This window comes from Thermoanaerobaculia bacterium (assembly GCA_035260525.1).
GTDB lineage: Bacteria > Acidobacteriota > Thermoanaerobaculia > UBA5066 > DATFVB01 > DATFVB01.
The window spans coordinates 1-18,830 of record DATFVB010000195.1; the positions used below are offsets into that span (position 1 = coordinate 1).

20 protein-coding genes are annotated in these 18,830 nt (G+C 68.3%); 4 read left to right on the forward strand and 16 right to left on the reverse strand.

Translation table 11 applies throughout. The features are described from left to right. Nucleotides 1–277: 277 nt before the first annotated feature. Nucleotides 278–1,141, reverse strand: coding sequence for a UbiA-like polyprenyltransferase (locus tag VKH46_09595; protein HKB71085.1), 864 nt, complete (start codon nt 1,139–1,141; stop codon nt 278–280). Beyond that, on the reverse strand, nt 1,138–1,758 hold the full coding sequence (locus VKH46_09600) for a UbiX family flavin prenyltransferase (GenBank protein ID HKB71086.1): 621 nt from the start codon (nt 1,756–1,758) through the stop codon (nt 1,138–1,140). Before VKH46_09600 ends, VKH46_09595 begins: the two co-directional genes overlap by 4 nt. Nucleotides 1,759–2,082: 324 nt before the next feature. Here VKH46_09600 and VKH46_09605 point away from each other — a divergent pair, with 324 nt between their 5' ends. Then, nucleotides 2,083–2,463, forward strand: coding sequence for a helix-hairpin-helix domain-containing protein (locus VKH46_09605; GenBank protein ID HKB71087.1), 381 nt, complete (start codon nt 2,083–2,085; stop codon nt 2,461–2,463). Nucleotides 2,464–2,536: 73 nt separating this feature from the next. Then, a complete protein-coding gene (locus VKH46_09610; GenBank protein HKB71088.1) occupies nt 2,537–3,124 on the forward strand; it encodes a GspH/FimT family pseudopilin in 588 nt (195 codons plus the stop codon). Here the strand turns inward: VKH46_09610 and VKH46_09615 are convergent. From VKH46_09615 to VKH46_09625, 3 genes are all read right to left on the reverse strand, one after another. Beyond that, nucleotides 3,085–4,113, reverse strand: a complete 1,029-nt coding sequence (locus VKH46_09615) for a sugar phosphate nucleotidyltransferase (protein ID HKB71089.1) — start codon at nt 4,111–4,113, stop codon at nt 3,085–3,087. The genes VKH46_09610 and VKH46_09615 overlap by 40 nt on opposite strands. After that, nucleotides 4,110–4,676: a class IV adenylate cyclase gene (locus VKH46_09620; GenBank protein HKB71090.1), complete on the reverse strand. Its 567-nt coding sequence runs from the start codon at nt 4,674–4,676 to the stop codon at nt 4,110–4,112. Before VKH46_09620 ends, VKH46_09615 begins: the two co-directional genes overlap by 4 nt. A gap of 97 nt (nt 4,677–4,773) precedes the next feature. After that, nucleotides 4,774–5,211, reverse strand: a complete 438-nt coding sequence (locus tag VKH46_09625) for a GatB/YqeY domain-containing protein (protein ID HKB71091.1) — start codon at nt 5,209–5,211, stop codon at nt 4,774–4,776. A 441-nt stretch (nt 5,212–5,652) separates the two neighbouring features. Between VKH46_09625 and selB the strand changes: the two genes are divergently transcribed. Together selB and VKH46_09635 are read left to right on the forward strand one after the other, a co-directional pair. After that, nucleotides 5,653–7,533, forward strand: coding sequence for a selenocysteine-specific translation elongation factor (gene selB / locus VKH46_09630; protein HKB71092.1), 1,881 nt, complete (start codon nt 5,653–5,655; stop codon nt 7,531–7,533). Nucleotides 7,534–7,858: 325 nt separating this feature from the next. After that, nucleotides 7,859–9,901: a hypothetical protein gene (locus tag VKH46_09635; GenBank protein ID HKB71093.1), complete on the forward strand. Its 2,043-nt coding sequence runs from the start codon at nt 7,859–7,861 to the stop codon at nt 9,899–9,901. Nucleotides 9,902–10,001: 100 nt separating this feature from the next. Here the strand turns inward: VKH46_09635 and VKH46_09640 are convergent, their stop codons facing one another. The 11 genes from VKH46_09640 to VKH46_09690 all read right to left on the reverse strand — a co-directional run bounded on the left by VKH46_09640 (nt 10,002) and on the right by VKH46_09690 (nt 18,727). Next, nucleotides 10,002–10,388, reverse strand: a complete 387-nt coding sequence (locus VKH46_09640) for a type II toxin-antitoxin system VapC family toxin (protein ID HKB71094.1) — start codon at nt 10,386–10,388, stop codon at nt 10,002–10,004. Beyond that, nucleotides 10,385–10,657: a type II toxin-antitoxin system VapB family antitoxin gene (locus VKH46_09645; GenBank protein HKB71095.1), complete on the reverse strand. Its 273-nt coding sequence runs from the start codon at nt 10,655–10,657 to the stop codon at nt 10,385–10,387. Before VKH46_09645 ends, VKH46_09640 begins: the two co-directional genes overlap by 4 nt. 617 nt (nt 10,658–11,274) lie before the next feature. Then, nucleotides 11,275–11,667 (reverse strand): ATP synthase F1 subunit epsilon, encoded by a 393-nt coding sequence (gene atpC, locus VKH46_09650; protein HKB71096.1) that lies wholly within the window; start codon nt 11,665–11,667, stop codon nt 11,275–11,277. Nucleotides 11,668–11,670: 3 nt separating this feature from the next. Then, entirely contained in the window at nt 11,671–13,113 is a 1,443-nt protein-coding gene (atpD, locus tag VKH46_09655; protein ID HKB71097.1) for a F0F1 ATP synthase subunit beta, read from the reverse strand. Nucleotides 13,114–13,134: 21 nt separating this feature from the next. Continuing rightward, a complete protein-coding gene (atpG, locus tag VKH46_09660) occupies nt 13,135–13,992 on the reverse strand; it encodes an ATP synthase F1 subunit gamma (protein ID HKB71098.1) in 858 nt (285 codons plus the stop codon). 24 nt (nt 13,993–14,016) lie between these two features. Next, entirely contained in the window at nt 14,017–15,555 is a 1,539-nt protein-coding gene (gene atpA, locus VKH46_09665; protein ID HKB71099.1) for a F0F1 ATP synthase subunit alpha, read from the reverse strand. Next, nucleotides 15,545–16,084, reverse strand: coding sequence for an ATP synthase F1 subunit delta (atpH, locus tag VKH46_09670; GenBank protein HKB71100.1), 540 nt, complete (start codon nt 16,082–16,084; stop codon nt 15,545–15,547). The genes atpA and atpH overlap by 11 nt, the downstream gene beginning before the upstream one ends. Beyond that, on the reverse strand, nt 16,081–16,710 hold the full coding sequence (locus VKH46_09675; protein HKB71101.1) for an ATP synthase F0 subunit B: 630 nt from the start codon (nt 16,708–16,710) through the stop codon (nt 16,081–16,083). Before VKH46_09675 ends, atpH begins: the two co-directional genes overlap by 4 nt. Further along, nucleotides 16,707–17,141: a hypothetical protein gene (locus VKH46_09680; protein ID HKB71102.1), complete on the reverse strand. Its 435-nt coding sequence runs from the start codon at nt 17,139–17,141 to the stop codon at nt 16,707–16,709. Before VKH46_09680 ends, VKH46_09675 begins: the two co-directional genes overlap by 4 nt. 390 nt (nt 17,142–17,531) lie before the next feature. Then, nucleotides 17,532–17,870: a polymer-forming cytoskeletal protein gene (locus VKH46_09685; GenBank protein ID HKB71103.1), complete on the reverse strand. Its 339-nt coding sequence runs from the start codon at nt 17,868–17,870 to the stop codon at nt 17,532–17,534. Next, nucleotides 17,870–18,727, reverse strand: a complete 858-nt coding sequence (locus tag VKH46_09690) for a ParB/RepB/Spo0J family partition protein (protein HKB71104.1) — start codon at nt 18,725–18,727, stop codon at nt 17,870–17,872. The genes VKH46_09685 and VKH46_09690 overlap by 1 nt, the downstream gene beginning before the upstream one ends. Nucleotides 18,728–18,830: the final 103 nt, after the last annotated feature.

Below are 18,830 nucleotides of genomic sequence, written 5' to 3' on the forward strand. Positions count from 1 at the left end.
GACGCGTTCGGGGCACTCGCCGGCGGGTAAGGCGTACCGGGGCGTTGCGCCCGGCGGCGGGTGCTACGGACGCGTATAGCAGCCCGTATGGTCCGCGCCCGACCTCCCGGTGCGATTGCCGACGTCGAGGTTCAGTTGACCGCAACGGCGAGGCGCGGCCAGACGCGAGCCCGCCGGGATGCGGGTCGGCCGCCGGCGGTGAAGGCGTACACAGAACGTACGTCGAGCCGCCGGCGGGCGGCACGCGCCCGGCCGGCTCGATGTATCGCCGCGCCGGCTATCGAATCCACAGGTCCGCGATCCCCAGCACGGCCACCGCAACCGACAGGACCCCGTTGGCCGTGAAGAACGCGGCGTTCAACCGCGAAAGATCCCCGGGCTTCACGAGGGCGTGCTGGACGGCGAGCGCGACGGCCGCGACGACGATCGCGGCGCTCATGAGCGGCCCTCCGGCGACCGCCCGCGCGAACAGCGCCAGGAAGAGGAGCGTGGCGGCGTGGAAGAGGCCCGATATCCAGAGGGCGGGCACCGTCCCGAGCCGCGCCGGGAGCGACCGAAGCCCGCGCTCGCGGTCGAACTCCTCGTCCTGAAGCGCATAGAGCACGTCGAAGCCCGCGGTCCAGAAGACGACCGCGGCGCCGAGCGCGATCGGCGGCCACTCGATCCTCCCGCGGAAGGCGACCCACGCTCCGACCGGGGCGATCCCGAGACAGACCCCCAGCACCACGTGCGAGAGGACCGTGAAGCGCTTCGTGAACGAGTAGCCGAGCAGGACGGCGAGCGTCGGGAACGCGAGGACGAAGGCCAGGCGGTTGAGCTCGAACGCCGCGAGGAGGAACACGAGGCTCGCCGCGAGACACAATCCCGCGGCGAAGCCGACCGGGAGGCGCCCGGCCGGAAGCGCGCGCGCCGCCGTCCGCGGGTTCTCCGCGTCGATCGCGCGGTCGACGATCCGGTTGAAAGCCATCGCGGCGGTCCGCGCGCCGATCATCGCGACGACGATCCACGCGCACGTCCGCGCCGGCGGTGTCGGCCCGGCCGCGCGGAAGTAGGCGAGCAGCGCGAACGGAAGCGCGAACACGGTGTGCGAGAACTTGATCATCTCGAGCGATTCGCGGAATCGCCCGAGGGGCGCGGTCAACGTCGCGGTCCGCGCCATACGAAGTCGTCCGGAAGCTCGAGGCCGAACACCCGCGCCACCCGAAAGTAGTAAGCCTGCATCAGCCGCTCCATCGACGGCGCCTCGATGTAGAAGGCGGGCGACGGCGGCATCACGATTCCGCCCGCGCGCGTGACCGCCGCCATGTTCTCGAGGTGGACGAGCGAGTAGGGGCTCTCCCGGAACGAGAGGACGAGCGGCCGCCGTTCCTTGAGCGTCACGTCCGCGGCCCGCTGCAGGAGCCCGCGCGAGACCCCGTGCGCGATGGAGGCGAGGGTGCCGCCGCTGCACGGGATCACGACCATCCCGTCGGTCGGGTACGACCCCGACGATATCGGCGCGGCGAGATCGTCGTTGCCGTGGAGCGCGATCTTCTCCGCCGCTCCGGCGGGAAGCTCGAGCGCATGGACGAACGCGGCGGCGTCCCCGAACCCGCTTCCGATCTCCTGACGGGCGACCGCGAGCGCCGCCGAGGAGACGACGAGATGGACGCGGCCGACGGTGTCGAGCGGGAGGATCGATCGCAGGAACCCGATCGCGAGCGCGCTTCCGGACGCTCCCGACACCCCGACGACGATCTCCTTCCGCTCTCCGCTCACGGCGCGCGATTATAGAGCCGACAAAAAATCTTTCTCCCGCCCGGATTTTCGCCACCAGACGAACCCGAGCATCGGCCACGTCTCGCGCGGCGCCGTGCAAAGACCTTTTGCCGGCGACGCCGATCGCGGCGACGCCGGCTTCCGTTGAAGTTCCAAGGCGACAACGGTTTATGCGGGATCCTTCTCTGGCCTGCCGTTCGCCTTCTCCCCGTCCGAACAATTTTTATGGGAGGTGACGATGAAGGAATAGCCGCGGAAAAGGGATGAGGACAAATCTCCGGGAAGAGAAACGAAAAGAAAGACCACGACAGGAAAGGAAACCCCATGCAGAAGTGGATGATCACGGCCCTTCTCCTCGCGTCGACCGGCCTCGCCTCCGGCGCGAAACCCGCGGCGCCCGCCAAAGGGGCGGCGAATACCTCGGCCGCGAGCGGAACCATCAACGTCAACTCGGCGTCGGCCGAGCAGATCGCGCTGCTGCCCCGCGTCGGGTTGAAGCTCGCGCAGAAGGTCGTCGAATATCGCAAGACCAACGGACCCTTCAAGAAGATCGAGGACCTGATGGAGGTCAAGGGCGTGGGCGAGAAGCTCTTCGTCGTCCTGCGGCCGCACCTGACGGTCTCCGGCGCGACCACTCTCACCGAGAAGATCAAGTCCACGGGGATGCGCTCCCGCTCGCGCGCGAAAGCGGCGAAGGCGGCGTGAACGTTTCGGGCCCGGCGGGGTCGGCGAGCCTGTCGCCGGCTCGGCGGCCGGGCCCTCTTTTTCGAAAGCGAAGATGAGATCGAGCGGGTTCTCCTTGGTCGAGCTCCTCGCGGCGGTGGCGATCGGGGCGGCGCTTCTCATGATCGCCGTCCCCTCCGCGCAGGGACTCTACGCGTACGTCCGGATCCACACGGCCGGCCAGGAGGCCGCGATGACCTTCCGCATGGCGCGCGCCACCGCGATCCGCATGGGGCGCGAGGCGGCGGTGCGGATCGAGATCCTTCCCGGCGGATATCGCCTCGGCGTCTATTGGGACGGCAACGGCAACGGCGTGTTGACGCGGGACATTCTCTCCGGGAAGGACAAGCCGTCGGTCGGCTCGCACGGCTGGGATCGCGGCGACGTGCGGATCGCGATCCTGCAGGGGATCCCGGTGCCCGATCCGTCGGCGCCGTCGAAGCTCCTGACCGGGTCCGACGACCCGATCCGCTTCAACCGCAGCAACATCTGCTCGTTCTCGCCGCTCGGCGAATGCACGCCGGGTTCGCTCTATCTCTCCGACGGGCGGTCGCGCATGGCGGTCGTCCGCGTCTACAACCGCACGGGACGCATCCGCGTCCTCTATTTCACCGCCGGTTCCCGGCGCTGGGAGGAATCGTGAAGAGGAATCCGGACGACACCGATCTCCCCGGGCCAGAGAAACATCCCTTCGACGGTCTCACCCGCCGCGACACGCACGGGACCGACCAGGCTCTCCCGCACGACGCATCCGGGGCCGAGCTCGGCGCCGTCGAGGAGGACGGATCCGGACACGAGCGCGTCGGGGGCGAGCGACGCCCGGCCGACGACCGAGCGCTCGACGCCCGCGGGCACGGCCGAGGGATCGGCGGCGAGGACCTTCGCGCGGCCGTCGAAGAAGCCCTCCGCCGGATCGAAATCGCTTCGCGTTTCGATCGCCGCCTGCGACGCCGCGAGCACGTCGGCGGGCGTGCCGAGGTCGAACGCGGTCCCTTCGTGGAAGACGACCCCGATCCGTTCCCTTCCTTCGGCGAGGACCGGCCGCCAGAGGTCGTCGACGAGAGACCGCGGGCCGCGGGGGATCCGGGCGATCGCGCGCGGGGAGAGGATCGAGACGCCCGTGAAGAGGAGGGGCCGTTCGGCTTCCCCGCCGGCGGGGCCCGGGCTCCCGATGGACGCGAGCCGCGACCCTTCCGCGTGGAGCGGCGTGAAGCGCCGCGGGTCCCGGTTGGCGGCGACGAGAAGCGTCGCGAGATTTCCGTCGCGCCGGTGCGCGGCGAGCAGGGCCGCGAGATCGGCGTCGACCTCGGCGTCGACGTTCCAGACCGCCGCTTCCTCGTCTTCGAAGAACGCCTCGGCGTTTTTCACCGCGCCGGCGGTGCCGAGGATCACCGGCTCCCAGAAGAAGCGCACGGCCGCGCCGGCCGCCCCGCTCTCGCCCAGGTGCTCCACGACCTGACGGCCTTCATGGTGAAGGTTGACCGCGACCTGCGCGAATCCCTGTGGCACGAGCGCGCGGAGCCGCCGGTCGATCAGGGGCGTATTGAGATAGGGGAAGAGCGCCTTGGGCCGGTCGAGGGTGGCGGGACGCAGGCGCGTTCCGAGCCCGGCCGAGAGGAGCATCGCCTTCATTGGCGAAAGAGCATGTCGGGCGGGAGCGACGGGTCCTTCTCCCTCGCGCGGCGGTACAGGCCGGCGTAGGAACGGCGCTCGGCATCGGCATGGCGCAGTCCCAGCACCGCGGCCGCGACCGCGATCGCCGCGGGATCGCCCTCGATCTCGACGAACGCGCCGATCGGCGTCTCGTCGAGCGCGACCAGACACCCGACGCAGCGGAACTCCTCGCGCCGCTTCGCGTAGCGGAACTTCGGAACGAATCCGATTCGCTCGAGCAGGCGCTCGGCCGCCGCGGGATCGGGGACCTCGAGCTCGATCTCCTCGCGTCGCTTGACCGCGCCTTCGAAGGAGGCCGGGCCCTTCCAGGTCACCACACCGCGTCCGCGCGCGTGCCGCACGCGCAGGGCGCAATTCGAGGAGGCGAGGCGCCCGTCGGCGTCGTCGAAGAGGATGTTCATCTCGTCGTGGACCTCGGAGACGCGCGCCGCCCCGTTGTCGGCCAGACGGGCCCGGACGGGGGCCAGATCGGGAACGGGGACCTTGATCTCCGTTTCTTCGGAGACGCGGCTCGCGTTCACGGAAAGCGAACGCCGCGCGCGTTCCGGGGAACGCGGCAAGCGTTCATGGAAGCCCGAACTCGGCAAGCGTTCATGGAAGCACGAGTGCGGCAAGCATTCACGGGAGCAGGCGCTGCGCGATCTCCTGGGCCCGCCGGCCGTCGACTTTCCCCTTGTACCGCGTCATGAGCTCCTTCATCACCGCGCCGACTTCCTTCTTCGACGTCAGCGCCCGGTCGACGATGATGCTCTTGACGGCGCTTTCGAGCTCCATCTCGGAGAGGCCCTGCGGCAGATACCCGTTGAGGATCTCGAGCTCCGCGGTCTCGGCGTCCACGAGATCGGGACGGTTTCCCCTGGCGTACTGCTCGATCGAGTCCTTCCGCTGCTTGACGCCCCGGCGGATGACCGCCTCGATCTCCTCGTCGGTCAGCTCCCGGTGCGCCTGGATCTTCTCGTTCTTCAGCGCCGCCAGGAGCAGCCGGAGCGTCGAGACCTTCGGCTTGTCGCCGGCGCGCATCGCGTCCTTCACGTCGTTCTCGATCTTCTTCAGCATCTCGGGCACGGGAGAAGGCTATCCCATCGTGGCGCGGGCCGACAACAGCCCGAGGACGATTGTGCCTGTCTCGTTCGCGCCACATGAAGCCGCGCAGCTCGCCGCGCCTCAACCCCACGGAGAGGACGGCTGTCGTCATCCGACTCGGCGGCGTCGGTTGCCGCCTCCCTTCGGAAAAAGGGAAGTTCTGCTTGGGATGGCGGACGATGATCGGTGGTGCGGAAAAGCCATCGTTCACCGTCGCCGTCGGCGGGCCCTGAGAAAAGGGGTTTGGGGAAAATTCTTTTCCCCAGGTTGGACGCGGGCCGAAACGATCGCGGGCGACGGCCGCGCTGCGCGCAGCGCACTGCGAAGCACGTTTCGGCTGAGATCGGTCATCGAGCACCGCCAGCGCGATCCGTGCTGCCGTTATGAGATAAAGCACAGCGTGGAAAGAACCGAATGACGGCCATCTCGCGGCGGTTCATCGTGGGCACCGCGGGCCACATCGACCACGGCAAGACGGCGCTCGTGCGGGCCCTGACGGGGATCGATGCCGATCGGCTGCCCGAGGAGAAGGCGCGCGGCATCACGATCGACCTCGGTTTCGCGCATCTTTCGCGCGGAGACGCGCGGATCGGCTTCGTCGACGTCCCCGGCCACGAGCGGTTCGTGCGCAACATGCTCGCCGGCGCCGGTGGGATCGACGCCGTGCTCCTCGTCGTCGCGGCCGACGAAAGTATCAAGCCCCAGACGCGGGAGCATTTCGCGATCGTCCGGCTCCTCGGCATCTCGCGCGGCGTGATCGCGCTCACGAAGATCGACCGCGTCTCCGCCGATGTCGCCGCGGTCGCCGAGCTCGAGGTGCGCGAGCTCGTCGCCGGATCGTTCCTCGAAAACGCGCCGATCCTCCCCGTCTCCGCGCGCACCGGGGAAGGCGTGGCCGGGCTCGCCGACACGCTGTTTGCGATCGCGAACGCCTCGGCCGGCCATCGCGACCGCAAGCCGCTGCGGCTCCCGATCGACCGCGCCTTCTCGATCGCCGGCTTCGGGCCGGTCGTGACCGGGAGCCTCGTCGACGGGACGCTGACCGCCGGCCAGAAAGTCGAGATCCTCCCGGAGAGGATCGAGGCGCGCGTCCGGCGCGTCGAGGTCCACGACGAGGCGGTCGAGACGGCGCGCGCCGGGGAGCGGACGAGCGCGAATCTCGCCGGGGTCGAACGGGAGCAGCTTCGGCGCGGGCAGATGATCGTCGCCCCCGAGTCGATCGTTCCCTCGAGTCGCCTGCTCGTCCGCCTGACGATGCTCCCCGACGCTCCCGCGCTCGAGAACGGGGACGAGGCGTCTTTCCATCACTTCGCGTCCGAGCACGTCGCGCGCGTCCGGCTCTGGGGCGAGGCGCGGCCCGGGACGCAAGTCGCGGCGCTCCTGGCCCTCGAAACGCCGGTCGCGGCGCGCGCCGGCGACCGGTTCATCGTGCGGCGGCTCTCCCCCGCGGCGACGATCGGCGGCGGCGAGATCCTCGACGTCCATCCGCCGCGAAAGATCGCCGCCGAGGACCGGCGCGTCTTCCTCGAAGGGTCTCCGGCCGACCGTCTGGCGCGGCGCATCGAGCGGTCGCCCGCCGGCGCGTCGCGCGAAGAGCTCGCGCGCGAGGAGGGGATCCGCGAAGAGGATGTGCGCCCGCTCCTGGCCGAGAAGCTCAAGTCCGGGGCGCTCCGCGATCTCGATACCGGGCGCCTCTTTCTCTCGAACACCCGCTGGGAAGATCTCGCCGCGCGCACGGCGGCCGCGGTCGCGGAAGAAGTCGCCCGCCGGCCCGGCGCCGTGGACGCCTCCCGGGCGGCCGTGATCGAACGGGTCTTCGGCGCGTTCCCGGAGCGCGACGCCGAAGTCGTCCTGCGCTCGATCGCCGAATCGGGAAAGGTGATCTCCGAGGGGGAGAGCGTCCGGCTTCCGGGAGAGCGCGCGCTGCCGGGGGGAGAGCAGAAGCTCGCCGACCGCATCGCCGAGATGTTCGAGAAGGGCGGACTGGAACCGCCCTCTCCGGGCGACGTCGCGATGGCGCTCTCGGCCAAGCCGAAGATCGTCGAGGGACTCCTCGCCTACCTCGTGAAGGAAAAGCGGCTCGCGCGTCTCCCCGGCGGCTTCTTCGTCGCGCAGTCGGCGGTCGACCGCGTCGTCTCCGATCTGCGCGCGTCCGGAAAGTCGCCGATCTCCGTCCCCGAGTTCAAGGACCTGTTCCATCTCACGCGCCGGATCGCGATCCCGCTGCTGGAGCACCTCGACGAGAAGAAGGTCACGCGGCGGATCGGGGACAAGCGGGAGGTCGTGAAGGGCTAGTCGCGAGCCGCAAGTCACGAGTCGACACGTCCCGATTGATTTTCCTCCCGGTTTCTCGGAAGATGATCTTCCGAGAGGGGGTGACGCGCATGGGTGACAAGTCGCCGAAGAAAGAAACCAAGAAGCCGAAGCAGAAGAAGAAAAAGTAGCCGAAGGCTTACGGATCAGGTCGTGAAAAGCCGGGACTCGACCCGGCTTTTTTTATGCGTCGCGTCGTCGGCGGCGGTGTTTAACGACCGGTCACGCCTCGGGGGCCTGCGGGATCGGGAGTGGTCGGGCAATTTGGCTCTCCATGAAGGCGCGGTCATCCCCGTATCATGGACGAATGCGTCGGATCATCGCGGTCTTGTTCTGCTTCGCCGCGGTCCGAGTCGAAGGCGGCCGGGACGTCTGGACCGGCGGCGGTCCGTTCGGGGCGCCGATCGCCGCCATCGCGGTCGATCCTCGGGAACCCGCGGTGATCTATGCGGGAAGCGGCGAAGCCGCCGCGCTCTACCCGCCGTACCAGAGCCGCCTCTGGAAGACCGTGGACGGCGGTGCGCACTGGCGATCGATCGCAAGCGGCCTCGCAGGAACCGGCTCCGCCGCGCAACTCGGGGCCGGCCCGATCGGCGCGATCGCCGTCGAGCCGTCGAGCTCGTCGATCGTCTACGTCGGTACGGGTTTCGGCGGGGTCTTCCGGAGCTCGAACGGCGGCGATTCCTGGCGGGCCGCGATGCCGGCGTGCGGCCAATACGGTCCTCCCGAGTGCGAGGTCCACGCTCTCGCGATCGATCCGTCGCGCCCCGAAACGGTGTACGCCGGCACGGCGAGCGGCCTCTACCGAACCGACGACGGCGCGGAGACGTGGTCGAGCGTGTCTCTGGCGGGATTCACCAACGACTACGTGACCCGAATCGTCTTCGATCCGTCCGACGCGGACACGATCTTCGTGGGCACAGGCGTCGACCTCTTGCGCTCCGACGACCGGGGAGTGACGTGGGCGGCAGTCGACGGCGGACACGTCGCCCCCGGTATCCGAGACGTGGTCGTCGATCCGGCCGATCCGTCGAATCTGTACGTCGTCGACGCCGATTCCCAGGTCTTCCGGCTCTCCAACCGGGGAGCGAGCTGGCAGGCCCTTCCCGCTCCATCGGGAGTGTCGACTCTCACGGTCGATCCCGCTCAGCCCGGCGTGATCTACGGCGCCCGCCGGCCAGGAACCGATCTGCGAATCGACGACGGGGTCTGGCGCAGCGACGACGGCGGCGAGCACTGGACGCCGATCGGCGATTCCGCACTCGATGGAGGTGCGGCGACAATCGTTCCCGCGGGCATGGGCGAGATCCTCATCGGCACCACGACCGGCGTCTTCGAAAGTTCCGGCCGCGGCGGGACGTGGACGGCTGCGAACCGCGGAATCGCGGACGTCGCGGTCAGCGCAATCGTGGTCGACCCGACGCTTTCCGGGCACGTCTTCTCGGCCGGCTTCACCTACGGGGGATCGGACTGGATCTCGGAAACGGCAGACGGAGGCGGAGATTGGACGATGCTTCCCGAAACCCTCGGCTCGGGCGCGTCCAGCATCGGCCCAAGCGTCGCGGTGGATCCTCTCGACCCGGCGACCGTCTATGCGGTGACCGGGAGTCGCCTGCTCAAGTCGAGCGACGGCGGAGGATCGTGGGGTCGGACGGGGCTCGACGTCTTCGGAAGGGAAGTCGAATTCGGTCTCGTCGCGGTCGATCCAAGGCAGGAGGGGATCGTCTATGACGTCGCCCCGGGCGGCGAAGTCGCCACGAGCGCCGACGGGGGATCGACGTGGAACATCGGCGTGTTTCCGGTTCATCCGACTTCAGCTCTTTCGCCGCTGATCTTGTCGGCGCTCGTGGTGGATCCGCTGACGGTCGGCAGGCTCTACGTCTCCGGCGATTTCGGAGTCGCGAGAAGCTCGGACTTCGGGATCACCTGGACTCTCCTGTCCGGGTTGCCCGCGGGGGGCATTTCGGCGCTCGCCGCGTCTCCGTTCCGGGCGGGAACTCTTTTCGCCGGTCGCGACGGCGTCTATCGGAGCACGGACGGCGGGGATACCTGGAAGAAGACCGGAGGCGCCACCGGCGAGTTCTCCGCCGACGCGATTGTGGGCGATCCCGCGCATGAAGGGACGTTGTACGCCGGCGGATATCAGGGCGTCTTCATGAGCCGGGACGACGGAGAATCGTGGTTGGCGCTTTCGAGCGGATTTCCGCCGCCGGCGATCGTCCTCTCGCTCGCGATCGACGCGGGCGGCACCCGCCTCTACGCCGGAACTTCGCAGGGGGTCTTCGAGTGGACGCGGGTCTCCGTGTCGACGCTCGCCCCGCCCGAGGCCCGGACGATCTCCCGGCGCTGACACCCGGCGGAATCCTGGTGCGATGGATCTCGCGGGCGGCACGCGCCCGTTCTTCTGAGTCGGTCAGGCCGTGAGGCGCGTCCAGACAGAGCGCTGACGCCTACGCGATCTTCAGATCCGTCCGCCGAAAATCGTCGCCCGTGCACAGCAGGGGAAGGTCGGCCAGGCGGGCGACGGCGTAAGTCATGCAGTCCCCGAAATTCAATGCCGCCCGATGGCGGCCCTTGCCGTATCGCCGGAAAGCGCCGATGGCTTCGCGGCCATGCTCGGCCGCGAACGGAAGGACGTCGGCGCCGGATTCTTCGAGGAACCGAGCGAGAAGAGAGCGGGAGTCTGCGCTCAGACGCGACGAAAGGACGATCCCCGCTTCGGCGAGCGTCGGAGAGCCGATCGCGATCGATCGGGCTCCGTCGATCGCGTCGAGCAGCCGTTCGAAGCCCGGCTCACGGAGGAGGATCGCAATGAGTGCCGAGGAATCGAGAATCACACTCCCTCCCTGCCGTAGCCGAGGATCGCCTCTCGTTGCTTCTTCGTCAGCTTTCGGCCAAGAACCTTCGGCGGAACCGCCGGCCACGCTTCCTCTTCCAGGAAGCGCCTGAGCCGACCCTTGCGCCCACCGGCCGGCTTCCCGAGGGACAGACGTTCGATGCGTTCGGCGAGCGCCGTCCGGATCGCGCCGGTCTTGGTCTCCCCGGTAAGCTTCGCGGCCTCCGCCGCGAGCCGTTCCGCGGTCGGGTCCTTGAGGTTCAGCGCCATGACGGGATTCTACCTCGTGTAGATATTTTCTACCGCAAAACGCACCGCCCTGCCGAGCCGACCGGGGGTTGGGGGAGGAAGGGCCGTGCAGCCCAGACCGCGATGAAACGACCGCTGGATGCCCGCGTTCGCGGGCATGACAGAGGGTGGTAGGGCACGGCGGACGTCTGGACGGAGGGAGCGAAGCGGAGCCAGGTCGGTTAACAGGTTATTGGGTTCAGTTGAGATGTCGACGAGGCGCGGCCAGACGGGTTGAAAGACGCGTTCGGGGCGCGCGGCCCGCGGGCGCGGCGTACCGGGGCGTACGTTGAGCCCGCCGGCGGGTGTCATGGACAGAGCCAGCGAGGAGAGCCCGGATTACTCGCATCCTGAGAACGCTTGGATTCTGCGAATGCCATCACTTGCGCGGGAATGACAAGGTGGGTCTCGCGGGCGGCACGCGCCCGGACGCCTTATCAGTTGATGGGACGATTGAGGCGCGGCCAGACGGGTTGAAAGACGCGTTCGGGGCGCCCGGCCGGCGGGCGCGGCGTACCGGGGCGTACGTTAAGCCCGCCGGCGGGTGACACGGACGCGTATAGCGACCCGTCTGGTCCGCGCCCGCCAGCTTCCCGACGCTAGCGTCGGGAAGCCACCTGAACCCTCGCCATCGCGGTCTCCAGCTTCGCGTTGATGACCTGGAACGTCTCCGGGCCCACGCTTCTCATCTCTTCCTCTGCCGCCGCCTGCTCGCGCTGGGCGGCGGGGAGGTCGATCTCCTGCGGGAGATCCGCGAAGTCGCAGAGCACGGTGACCGTGTCGTTCGAGACCTCGGCGAAGCCGCCGCCGATCACGACGAAGCTCTCCTTCTTCCCGATCCGGTAGGAAGCCTGTCCGATCTTGAGTAACGCCACGAGCGGCGTGTGGCCGGGGAGCACGCCGAAATATCCCTGCTCGCCCGGGAGCTCGACCTCGTCGCACTCGACGTCGAGGACCTTGCGCTCGGGGGTGACGAGGCGGAGCTTCAACATCGACTAAGCAGCCTCTTTCTTCAGCTTCTCCGCCTTCTCGAGCGCTTCCTCGATCGTGCCGCACATGTAGAACGCCTGCTCCGGCACGTCGTCGTGCTTGCCTTCGACGAGCTCGCGGAAGCCCTTCACGGTGTCGGCGACCTTCACGTACCGGCCCTCGAGACCCGTGAACTGCTCGGCGACGAAGAAGGGCTGCGAGAGGAACTTCTGGATCTTGCGGGCGCGGGCGACGGTCAGCTTGTCCTCTTCCGACAGTTCGTCGATCCCGAGGATCGCGATGATGTCCTGGAGGTCCTTGTACTTCTGGAGCACCTGCTGGACGTCGCGGGCGACCTTGTAGTGCTCTTCGCCGACGACGCGGGGCGTCAGGATCTTGGACGTCGACGCGAGCGGGTCGACCGCGGGGTAGATCCCCTTGTCCGAGATCGAGCGCGAAAGCACGGTCGTCGCGTCGAGGTGCGCGAATGCCGTCGCCGGCGCCGGGTCGGTCAGGTCGTCGGCCGGCACGTAGATCGCCTGGACGGACGTGATCGATCCGGTCTTGGTCGACGTGATCCGTTCCTGGAGCTCCCCCATCTCGGTCGCGAGGTTGGGCTGGTAGCCGACGGCCGACGGCATGCGGCCCAGCAGCGCCGACACCTCGGAGCCCGCCTGCGTGAACCGGAAGATGTTGTCGATGAAGAGGAGCACGTCCTGCTTCTCGACGTCGCGGAAGTACTCGGCGACGGTCAGGCCCGTCAGCCCCACGCGCAGCCGCGCTCCCGGCGGCTCGGTCATCTGCCCGTAGATCAGCGCGCACTTCGACTTCGACGGGTCGCCGGGCGTGATGACGCCCGACTCGGTCATCTCGCGGTACAGGTCGTTCCCCTCGCGGGTGCGCTCTCCCACGCCGGCGAAGACCGAGTAGCCGCCGTGCTGCATCGCGACGTTGTTGATGAGCTCCATGATGAGCACGGTCTTTCCCACGCCCGCGCCGCCGAAAAGGCCGGTCTTGCCCCCCTTCGAGTAGGGCTCGAGGAGATCGACGACCTTGATCCCGGTCTCGAACATCTCGACCTCGGTCGACTGGTCCTCGTAGCGCGGCGGATCGCGGTGGATCGACCAGCGCTCCTTCGCGTTGACCGGCCCGAGCTCGTCGACGGGGTCGCCGACGACGTTCAAGATCCGGCCGAGCGTCTCCTTGCCGACGGGCACCGAGATCGGCCCTCCCAGGTCTTCCGCCGCCATCCCGCGTGTCATGCCGTCGGTCGTCTTCATCGAGATCGCGCGCACGCGGTTCTCACCGAGGTGCTGCGCGACCTCGGCGATCAGGTCGATGGGCACGCCGGTCGCCTTGCCGTCGTCCTTCACGCGCACCGCGTTCAAGATCGGCGGAAGCGTTCCGTCGGGGAATTCGATGTCGAGGACGGGTCCGATCACCTGGACGACTTTTCCGATGTTGGCCATGGCTTCTTCCTTCCCTCCGGGCTAGTCGAGCGCCGCGGCGCCCGAGACGATCTCGATCAGTTCCTTGGTGATCCGCGCCTGTCGGGCGCGGTTGTAGGTCAGCGTCAGCGAATCGATCATGTCTCCGGCGTTCTTCGTCGACGAATCCATCGCGGTCATCCGCGCGCCGTTTTCCGATGCCGCCGATTCGAGGAGCACCTTGAAGACCGCGAACTCCAGATAGCGCGGCAGGAGACGCGCGAGGATCTCGGCGGGGTCCGGCTCGAAGAGGTAGTCGACCGCCTGCTCCGCAGTACTCATCGCCGTCCGCGCGATCGGAAGGAGCCGCTCGACGCGGACGACCTGCGTCATGATCGACTTGAACTCGTTGTACACGACGTAGGCCGAGTCGATCTCGCCCGAGACGAAGAGCCCGGTCAGGATCTCGGCGATCTCGCGGGCATGGCGGAATTCGAGCCGCGAAAAGATGCCGGGGTAGGACGCGCGGATCGGGATCGACCGCCGCTTCCAGAAGTCGAACGCCTTCTTGCCGACCGGCAGGAGCGTCACTTCCTCCCACGACTTCTCCCGCAGGAGCGCCCCGACGGCGCGGTTGACGTTCGCGTTGAACGCCCCGGCGAGACCCTTGTCCCCGGCGACGACCATCAGGAGGACCTTCTTCTCGTCGCGCTCGGCGAGCAGGGGATGCCGGGCTTCCCGAACGCGCGCCGAGACGTTGGCGAGCACGTCCCGCAGCGACGCGGCGTACGGCCGCGCGGCGATCACCCGGTCCTGCGAACGCCGCAGCTTCGCCGCGGCGACCATCTTCATCGCGCGGGTGATCTGCTGGATGTTCCGGACGGACCGGAGCCGCCGCCGGATGTCGATCAGGGATGCCATGGCTTCTCTGCTTCGCCCTTCGCTTTACGCCGCCTTGGCTTTCGCGTCCGCGTTCTCCTTGAAGAAGCGCACCTTGAATTCCTGGATCGCCGCGACGAGCGCCTCCTCGGTGACCTTCTCCATCTTTCCGGTCTCCAGGATCGCCGAGGGGATCTCGTTCTTCTCGGAGCGGAGGTACTGGTGGAACCCGGCCTCCCACGCCGCGATCGCGTCGATCTCGACGTCGTCGAGATAGCCCTTCGTCCCCGCGTAGATCGAGACGACCTGGAGCTCGACCGGCATCGGCGAGAACTGGGGCTGCTTCAGGAGCTCCGTCAGGCGCTTGCCGCGCGCGAGCTGGTTCTGGGTGGCTTTGTCGAGGTCCGAGCCGAACTGCGCGAAGGCCGCGAGCTCGCGGTATTGCGCGAGATCGAGCCGCAGCGTGCCGGCGACCGACTTCATCGCCTTGATCTGGGCGTTGCCGCCGACGCGCGAAACCGACAAACCGACGTTGACGGCCGGGCGCTGGCCCGAATAGAAGAGGTCGGTCTCGAGGAAGATCTGGCCGTCGGTGATCGAGATGACGTTGGTCGGAATGTAGGCCGACACGTCGCCCGCCTGCGTCTCGATGATCGGGAGCGCGGTCAGCGATCCCCCCCCCCTCGCGTCGGAGAGCTTCGAGGCGCGCTCGAGCAGACGCGAGTGCAGGAAGAAGACGTCTCCCGGATACGCCTCGCGTCCCGGCGGCCGCCGCAGCAGGAGCGAGATCTCGCGATAGGACGCCGCGTGCTTGGAGAGGTCGTCGTAGATGCAGAGCGCGTGGCCGCCGTTGAACATGAAGTACTCGCCCATCGCGCAGGCGGCGTACGGGGCGACGTACTGCATCGGGGCCGGCTCCGACGCGGTCGCGGAGATCACGATCGTGTGCTCCATCGCGCCGTTCTCCTCGAGCGTGCGCACGACCTGCGCGGCCGTCGACTTCTTCTGGCCGATGACGGCGTAGACGCAGATGACGCCCTTCCCCTTCTGGTTGATGATCGTGTCGAGCGCGACCGCGGTCTTCCCGGTCTGGCGGTCGCCGATGATGAGCTCGCGCTGGCCGCGGCCGATCGGGATCATCGAGTCGGTCGCCTTGAGCCCCGTCTGCATCGGCTCCTTCACCGGCTGGCGGTCGATCACTCCGGGCGCCACGCGCTCGATCGGGTAGAACTCCGTCGAGGCGATCGGCCCCTTGCCGTCGATCGGCACGCCGAGCGGATTGACGACGCGGCCGACCAGGGCCCGGCCGACGGGGACCTGGATGATGCGGCCGGTGCGCTTGACCTCCTCCCCTTCTTCGACCTCGCGGGTCTCGCCGAGGAGCACCGCGCCGACGTTGTCCTCCTCGAGGTTCAGCGCCAGGCCGAAGAGGTCGTGCCCGAAATCGAGGAGCTCGCCCATCATCACCTTGTCGAGGCCGAAGATGCGCGCGATGCCGTCGCCGACCGACAGGACCGTGCCGACTTCCGCGACGTCGATCTTCTTCTCGTAGTTGGCGAGCTGCTGCTTGAGGATCTGCGTGATCTCGTCCGATTTAATTTCCATGCGCCTCTTCCTTAAATTGCTCGATCGCCCCGAGGACCGATGCGTCGTAAACGATGGATCCGACGCGCGCCACGAAGCCGGCGATGAGCTTCGGATCGGTGGTGAAGCTCGCGCGCACCTTCTTGCCGGTCGCCCGGGAGAGCGCGGCGGACACCCGCTCCCGCGCCGCGGCGTCGATCTCCGACGCGACGGTCACCCTTGCCGGCACGACGCCCTCGCGGGCGTCGATCGCCTCGCGGATCGCGTCGAGGATCTCTCCGAGCTGGACGATGCGGCCGTTGTCGAGAAGGAGGCGGAGAAAGCGCTCCGCGAGCTCGTCGACTCCCGCTTTCGCGCCGAGCGAGGCGACGATCGCGCGCTTGGCGTCCGCCTTCACGGAGGGGTTGGCGAGCACGGCGCGCAGCACCCCGCTGCCGCCGATCGCCGCGGCGACGTCGCGCAGCGGCGTCGACCAGCGGGCGGCGTCGAAGGATGCCGGAACGCTCTGGAGGAGCGCGTCGGCGTACGGACGGGCGAACCGCGACGTCATGACGCTTTGGCGTTTCTCGCGGCCTCGACGGCCACATTTTTGGTGCCCTCGACGGACACGGTCCGGACGCTCTCGTCGAGGAGGCGCCGGCGGTCTTCTTCCGTGATCGCGCCGGCGAGGACGTCGCGGGCGCGGTCCGCCGCGAGGTCCGCCGCCGCGCGGGCCAGATCCTTCTTCGCGGCGGAGAGACGCCGGTCGATCTCGTCGACGGCGTTCTTCCGAAGCGTCTCGGCATCTTTGGCCGCGGCTTCGATCTGGGCGCGCTTCTCGCTCTCCCCTTCGCCGGCGCCCCGCCGGCGGATCTCGCCGATCTCCTTCTCGAGCGACGCGAGGCGCGCCGTCATCTCCGCGGCGAGCGCAAGCGCCTTCTCGCGCTCGGCCGAGGCGCGGTCGATCGCGTCGTCGAGGTCTTCGCGGCGCTTCCGGAAATGGGTGTTGAAGGGCTTCCCGAGGAAATAGACGAGGAGCCCGAGAATCAGGAGGAGATTGACGAGCTTCCAGAGCTCGACCGGGAGTCCCAGGAACTTCTGCGCGACTTCCTCCTCCTCGGCCGCCCATGCCGGGGCGGACGCCATGAGAAGGACCGCGGTCGTCAGATACGGAACGAGCCGCCGGGCGGCGTTCACGCGGCCGCCTTTCGTCCGAGGACCTTCTCCACGAGCGCCGAGACGATCGTCGAGACGCGGGACGGAAGCTCCTCTCGCGCCCGCCGCGCCTGCGCCTCGAGCTCGGCCGAAGCCGCCTCGAGCCGCGCGGCGGTCTCCTGCTTGGCGGCCTCGACCTGCTCTTCCCGCAGGCGGCGCCCCTCGGCTCGGTTCTCCTCGCGGATCTTCAGCGCCTCGCGGCGCGCGAGCGACAGCTCGGTTTCGATCTTCGCGGCGGCGGCGCGGAACTTTTCTTCGGCCTCGGCGAGCGACCGCGCCGACACTTCCGCCTCGGCATGCCGCTCGTCGAGAATCGCCGACACCGGCCGGAAGAGGAAACGGTTCAGGACCCAGAGCGTCGCGAAGAAGATCGCGAGGATCAGGATCAGCGAAACGTTGGGAGCCTGCAGCATTTTTCTTTGCGCCCTCGACTAACGAAAGACAGGGAAAACTATCAGAACCTGTTCATGCCGCGCAAGAAGCAGATCGGCTACGAGCGTCCTCGCTTGCGCTCGGCCGCGCCTGGAGGCTCAACGAATCGAGATTGATTGGGGCCGTGCTGAAAAGCCGGGCGTAGGACGTGCGATGGAAGGGTGAGCGTGACCTTCATCCGGTCGACGAGGCACCCCGCGGCGTGTATGCCTCGAAGTAGCTAACCGAGAGGCCGACGAGGCGCGCCGCGGCGCGAGCCCGACGGGATGCGGGTCGCTCGCGAGATCCCGAGGCATACCGGGGCGTATGTCGCAGGGTCTCGCGGGCGGCACGCGCCCGTCCGGCTCGATGCCCCGGCGCGGTTGCGCGTTCTATTTTTCTCCCCCGGTCACTTCGCCTTGGAAGGTGGCGCCTTCTTCGATCTTCAACACCGGCGCCTGCAGCTTCGCGTACACGCGCCCGTGCGGATGGATCTCGATTTTCTCCCGCGCGACGACGCTGCCGCGCACCGTCCCGTCGATCGACACGCTGCCGACGCGGACCTCCCCCTGGACTTCTCCGGTGTCGCCGATGATGAGGAGGTTGTCGGAGCGGATCGTTCCCTCGAACTTCCCGTCGATTCGCATCGTGTCGTCGAACGTGAGCTCCCCCTTGAAGTGGCTTCCCTCGTCGAGGAACCCGTTCAGAACGCCGTCCGTCTTCTTTGCCATCAGCCCTTCCCCATCAGCGTCTCGAATATTCGAATGAGGTCCTCCTCGGACGCGAAGTCGATCTCGATCTTCCCGCCGCGCTTCCCGCGTTCGAGCCGCACGCGGGCGCGGAGCCTCCGCGAGAGTTTCTCCTCGGCGTCCCGGGTGAACGGGTCCCGCGGCTTCTCGCGGCGCACCCGCGGCGAGGCTTCCGCCATCGACGCGGCCCGCTTCTCCGCCTGTCGAACCGAGAGGTCGCGGCGCACGATCTCCTCGGCGAGCCGGACCTGGTCGTCGGCGGAGGGGAGCGCGGCGAGCGCCCGGGCATGGCCGGCGGTCAACACGCCGCCCCGGATCATGTCGCGAATCTGAGAAGGTAACTTCAATAATCTCAATGAGTTAGCGATAGTAGAGCGCTCTTTCCCGACGCGCTCCGAGATCTGCTCCTGGGTCAACTTGAACTCTTCCCGAAGTCGCCCGTACGCGGCGGCCGACTCCATCGCGTTTAAGTCCTCGCGCTGGAGGTTTTCGACCAGAGCCAGCTCCAGCCGCTCCCGATCGCTCGGCGCCTCGCGAACGACGATCGGGACGCGCGAAAGGCCGGCTTCCTTTGCCGCGCGGAAGCGCCTCTCCCCGGCGAGGATCGTGTATCCCCCGGACGGCCGGGGCGACACGACGATCGGCTGGACGATGCCGTTGACGCGGATCGACTCGGCGAGCTCGGCGAGACCGCGGGGGTCGAACTCCGTGCGCGGCTGGAGCGGGTTCGGGTGAAGCGCGGAAAGGTCGGCCTCGCGCGCAGCCGGCCTCGCTTCCCCTTCCTTCCCCGGCAGCAGCGCCGAGAGGCCGCGGCCGAGCGTCTTTCGGCGATCGTTCATCACGCCTCCCCTTCGCTTCTCAACGGGCCTTCTCTTCTCGCCCTGAACGGGCCTTCTACTCTCGCCCTCACCGGGCCTTCTACTCTCGCCCTCACCGGGCCTT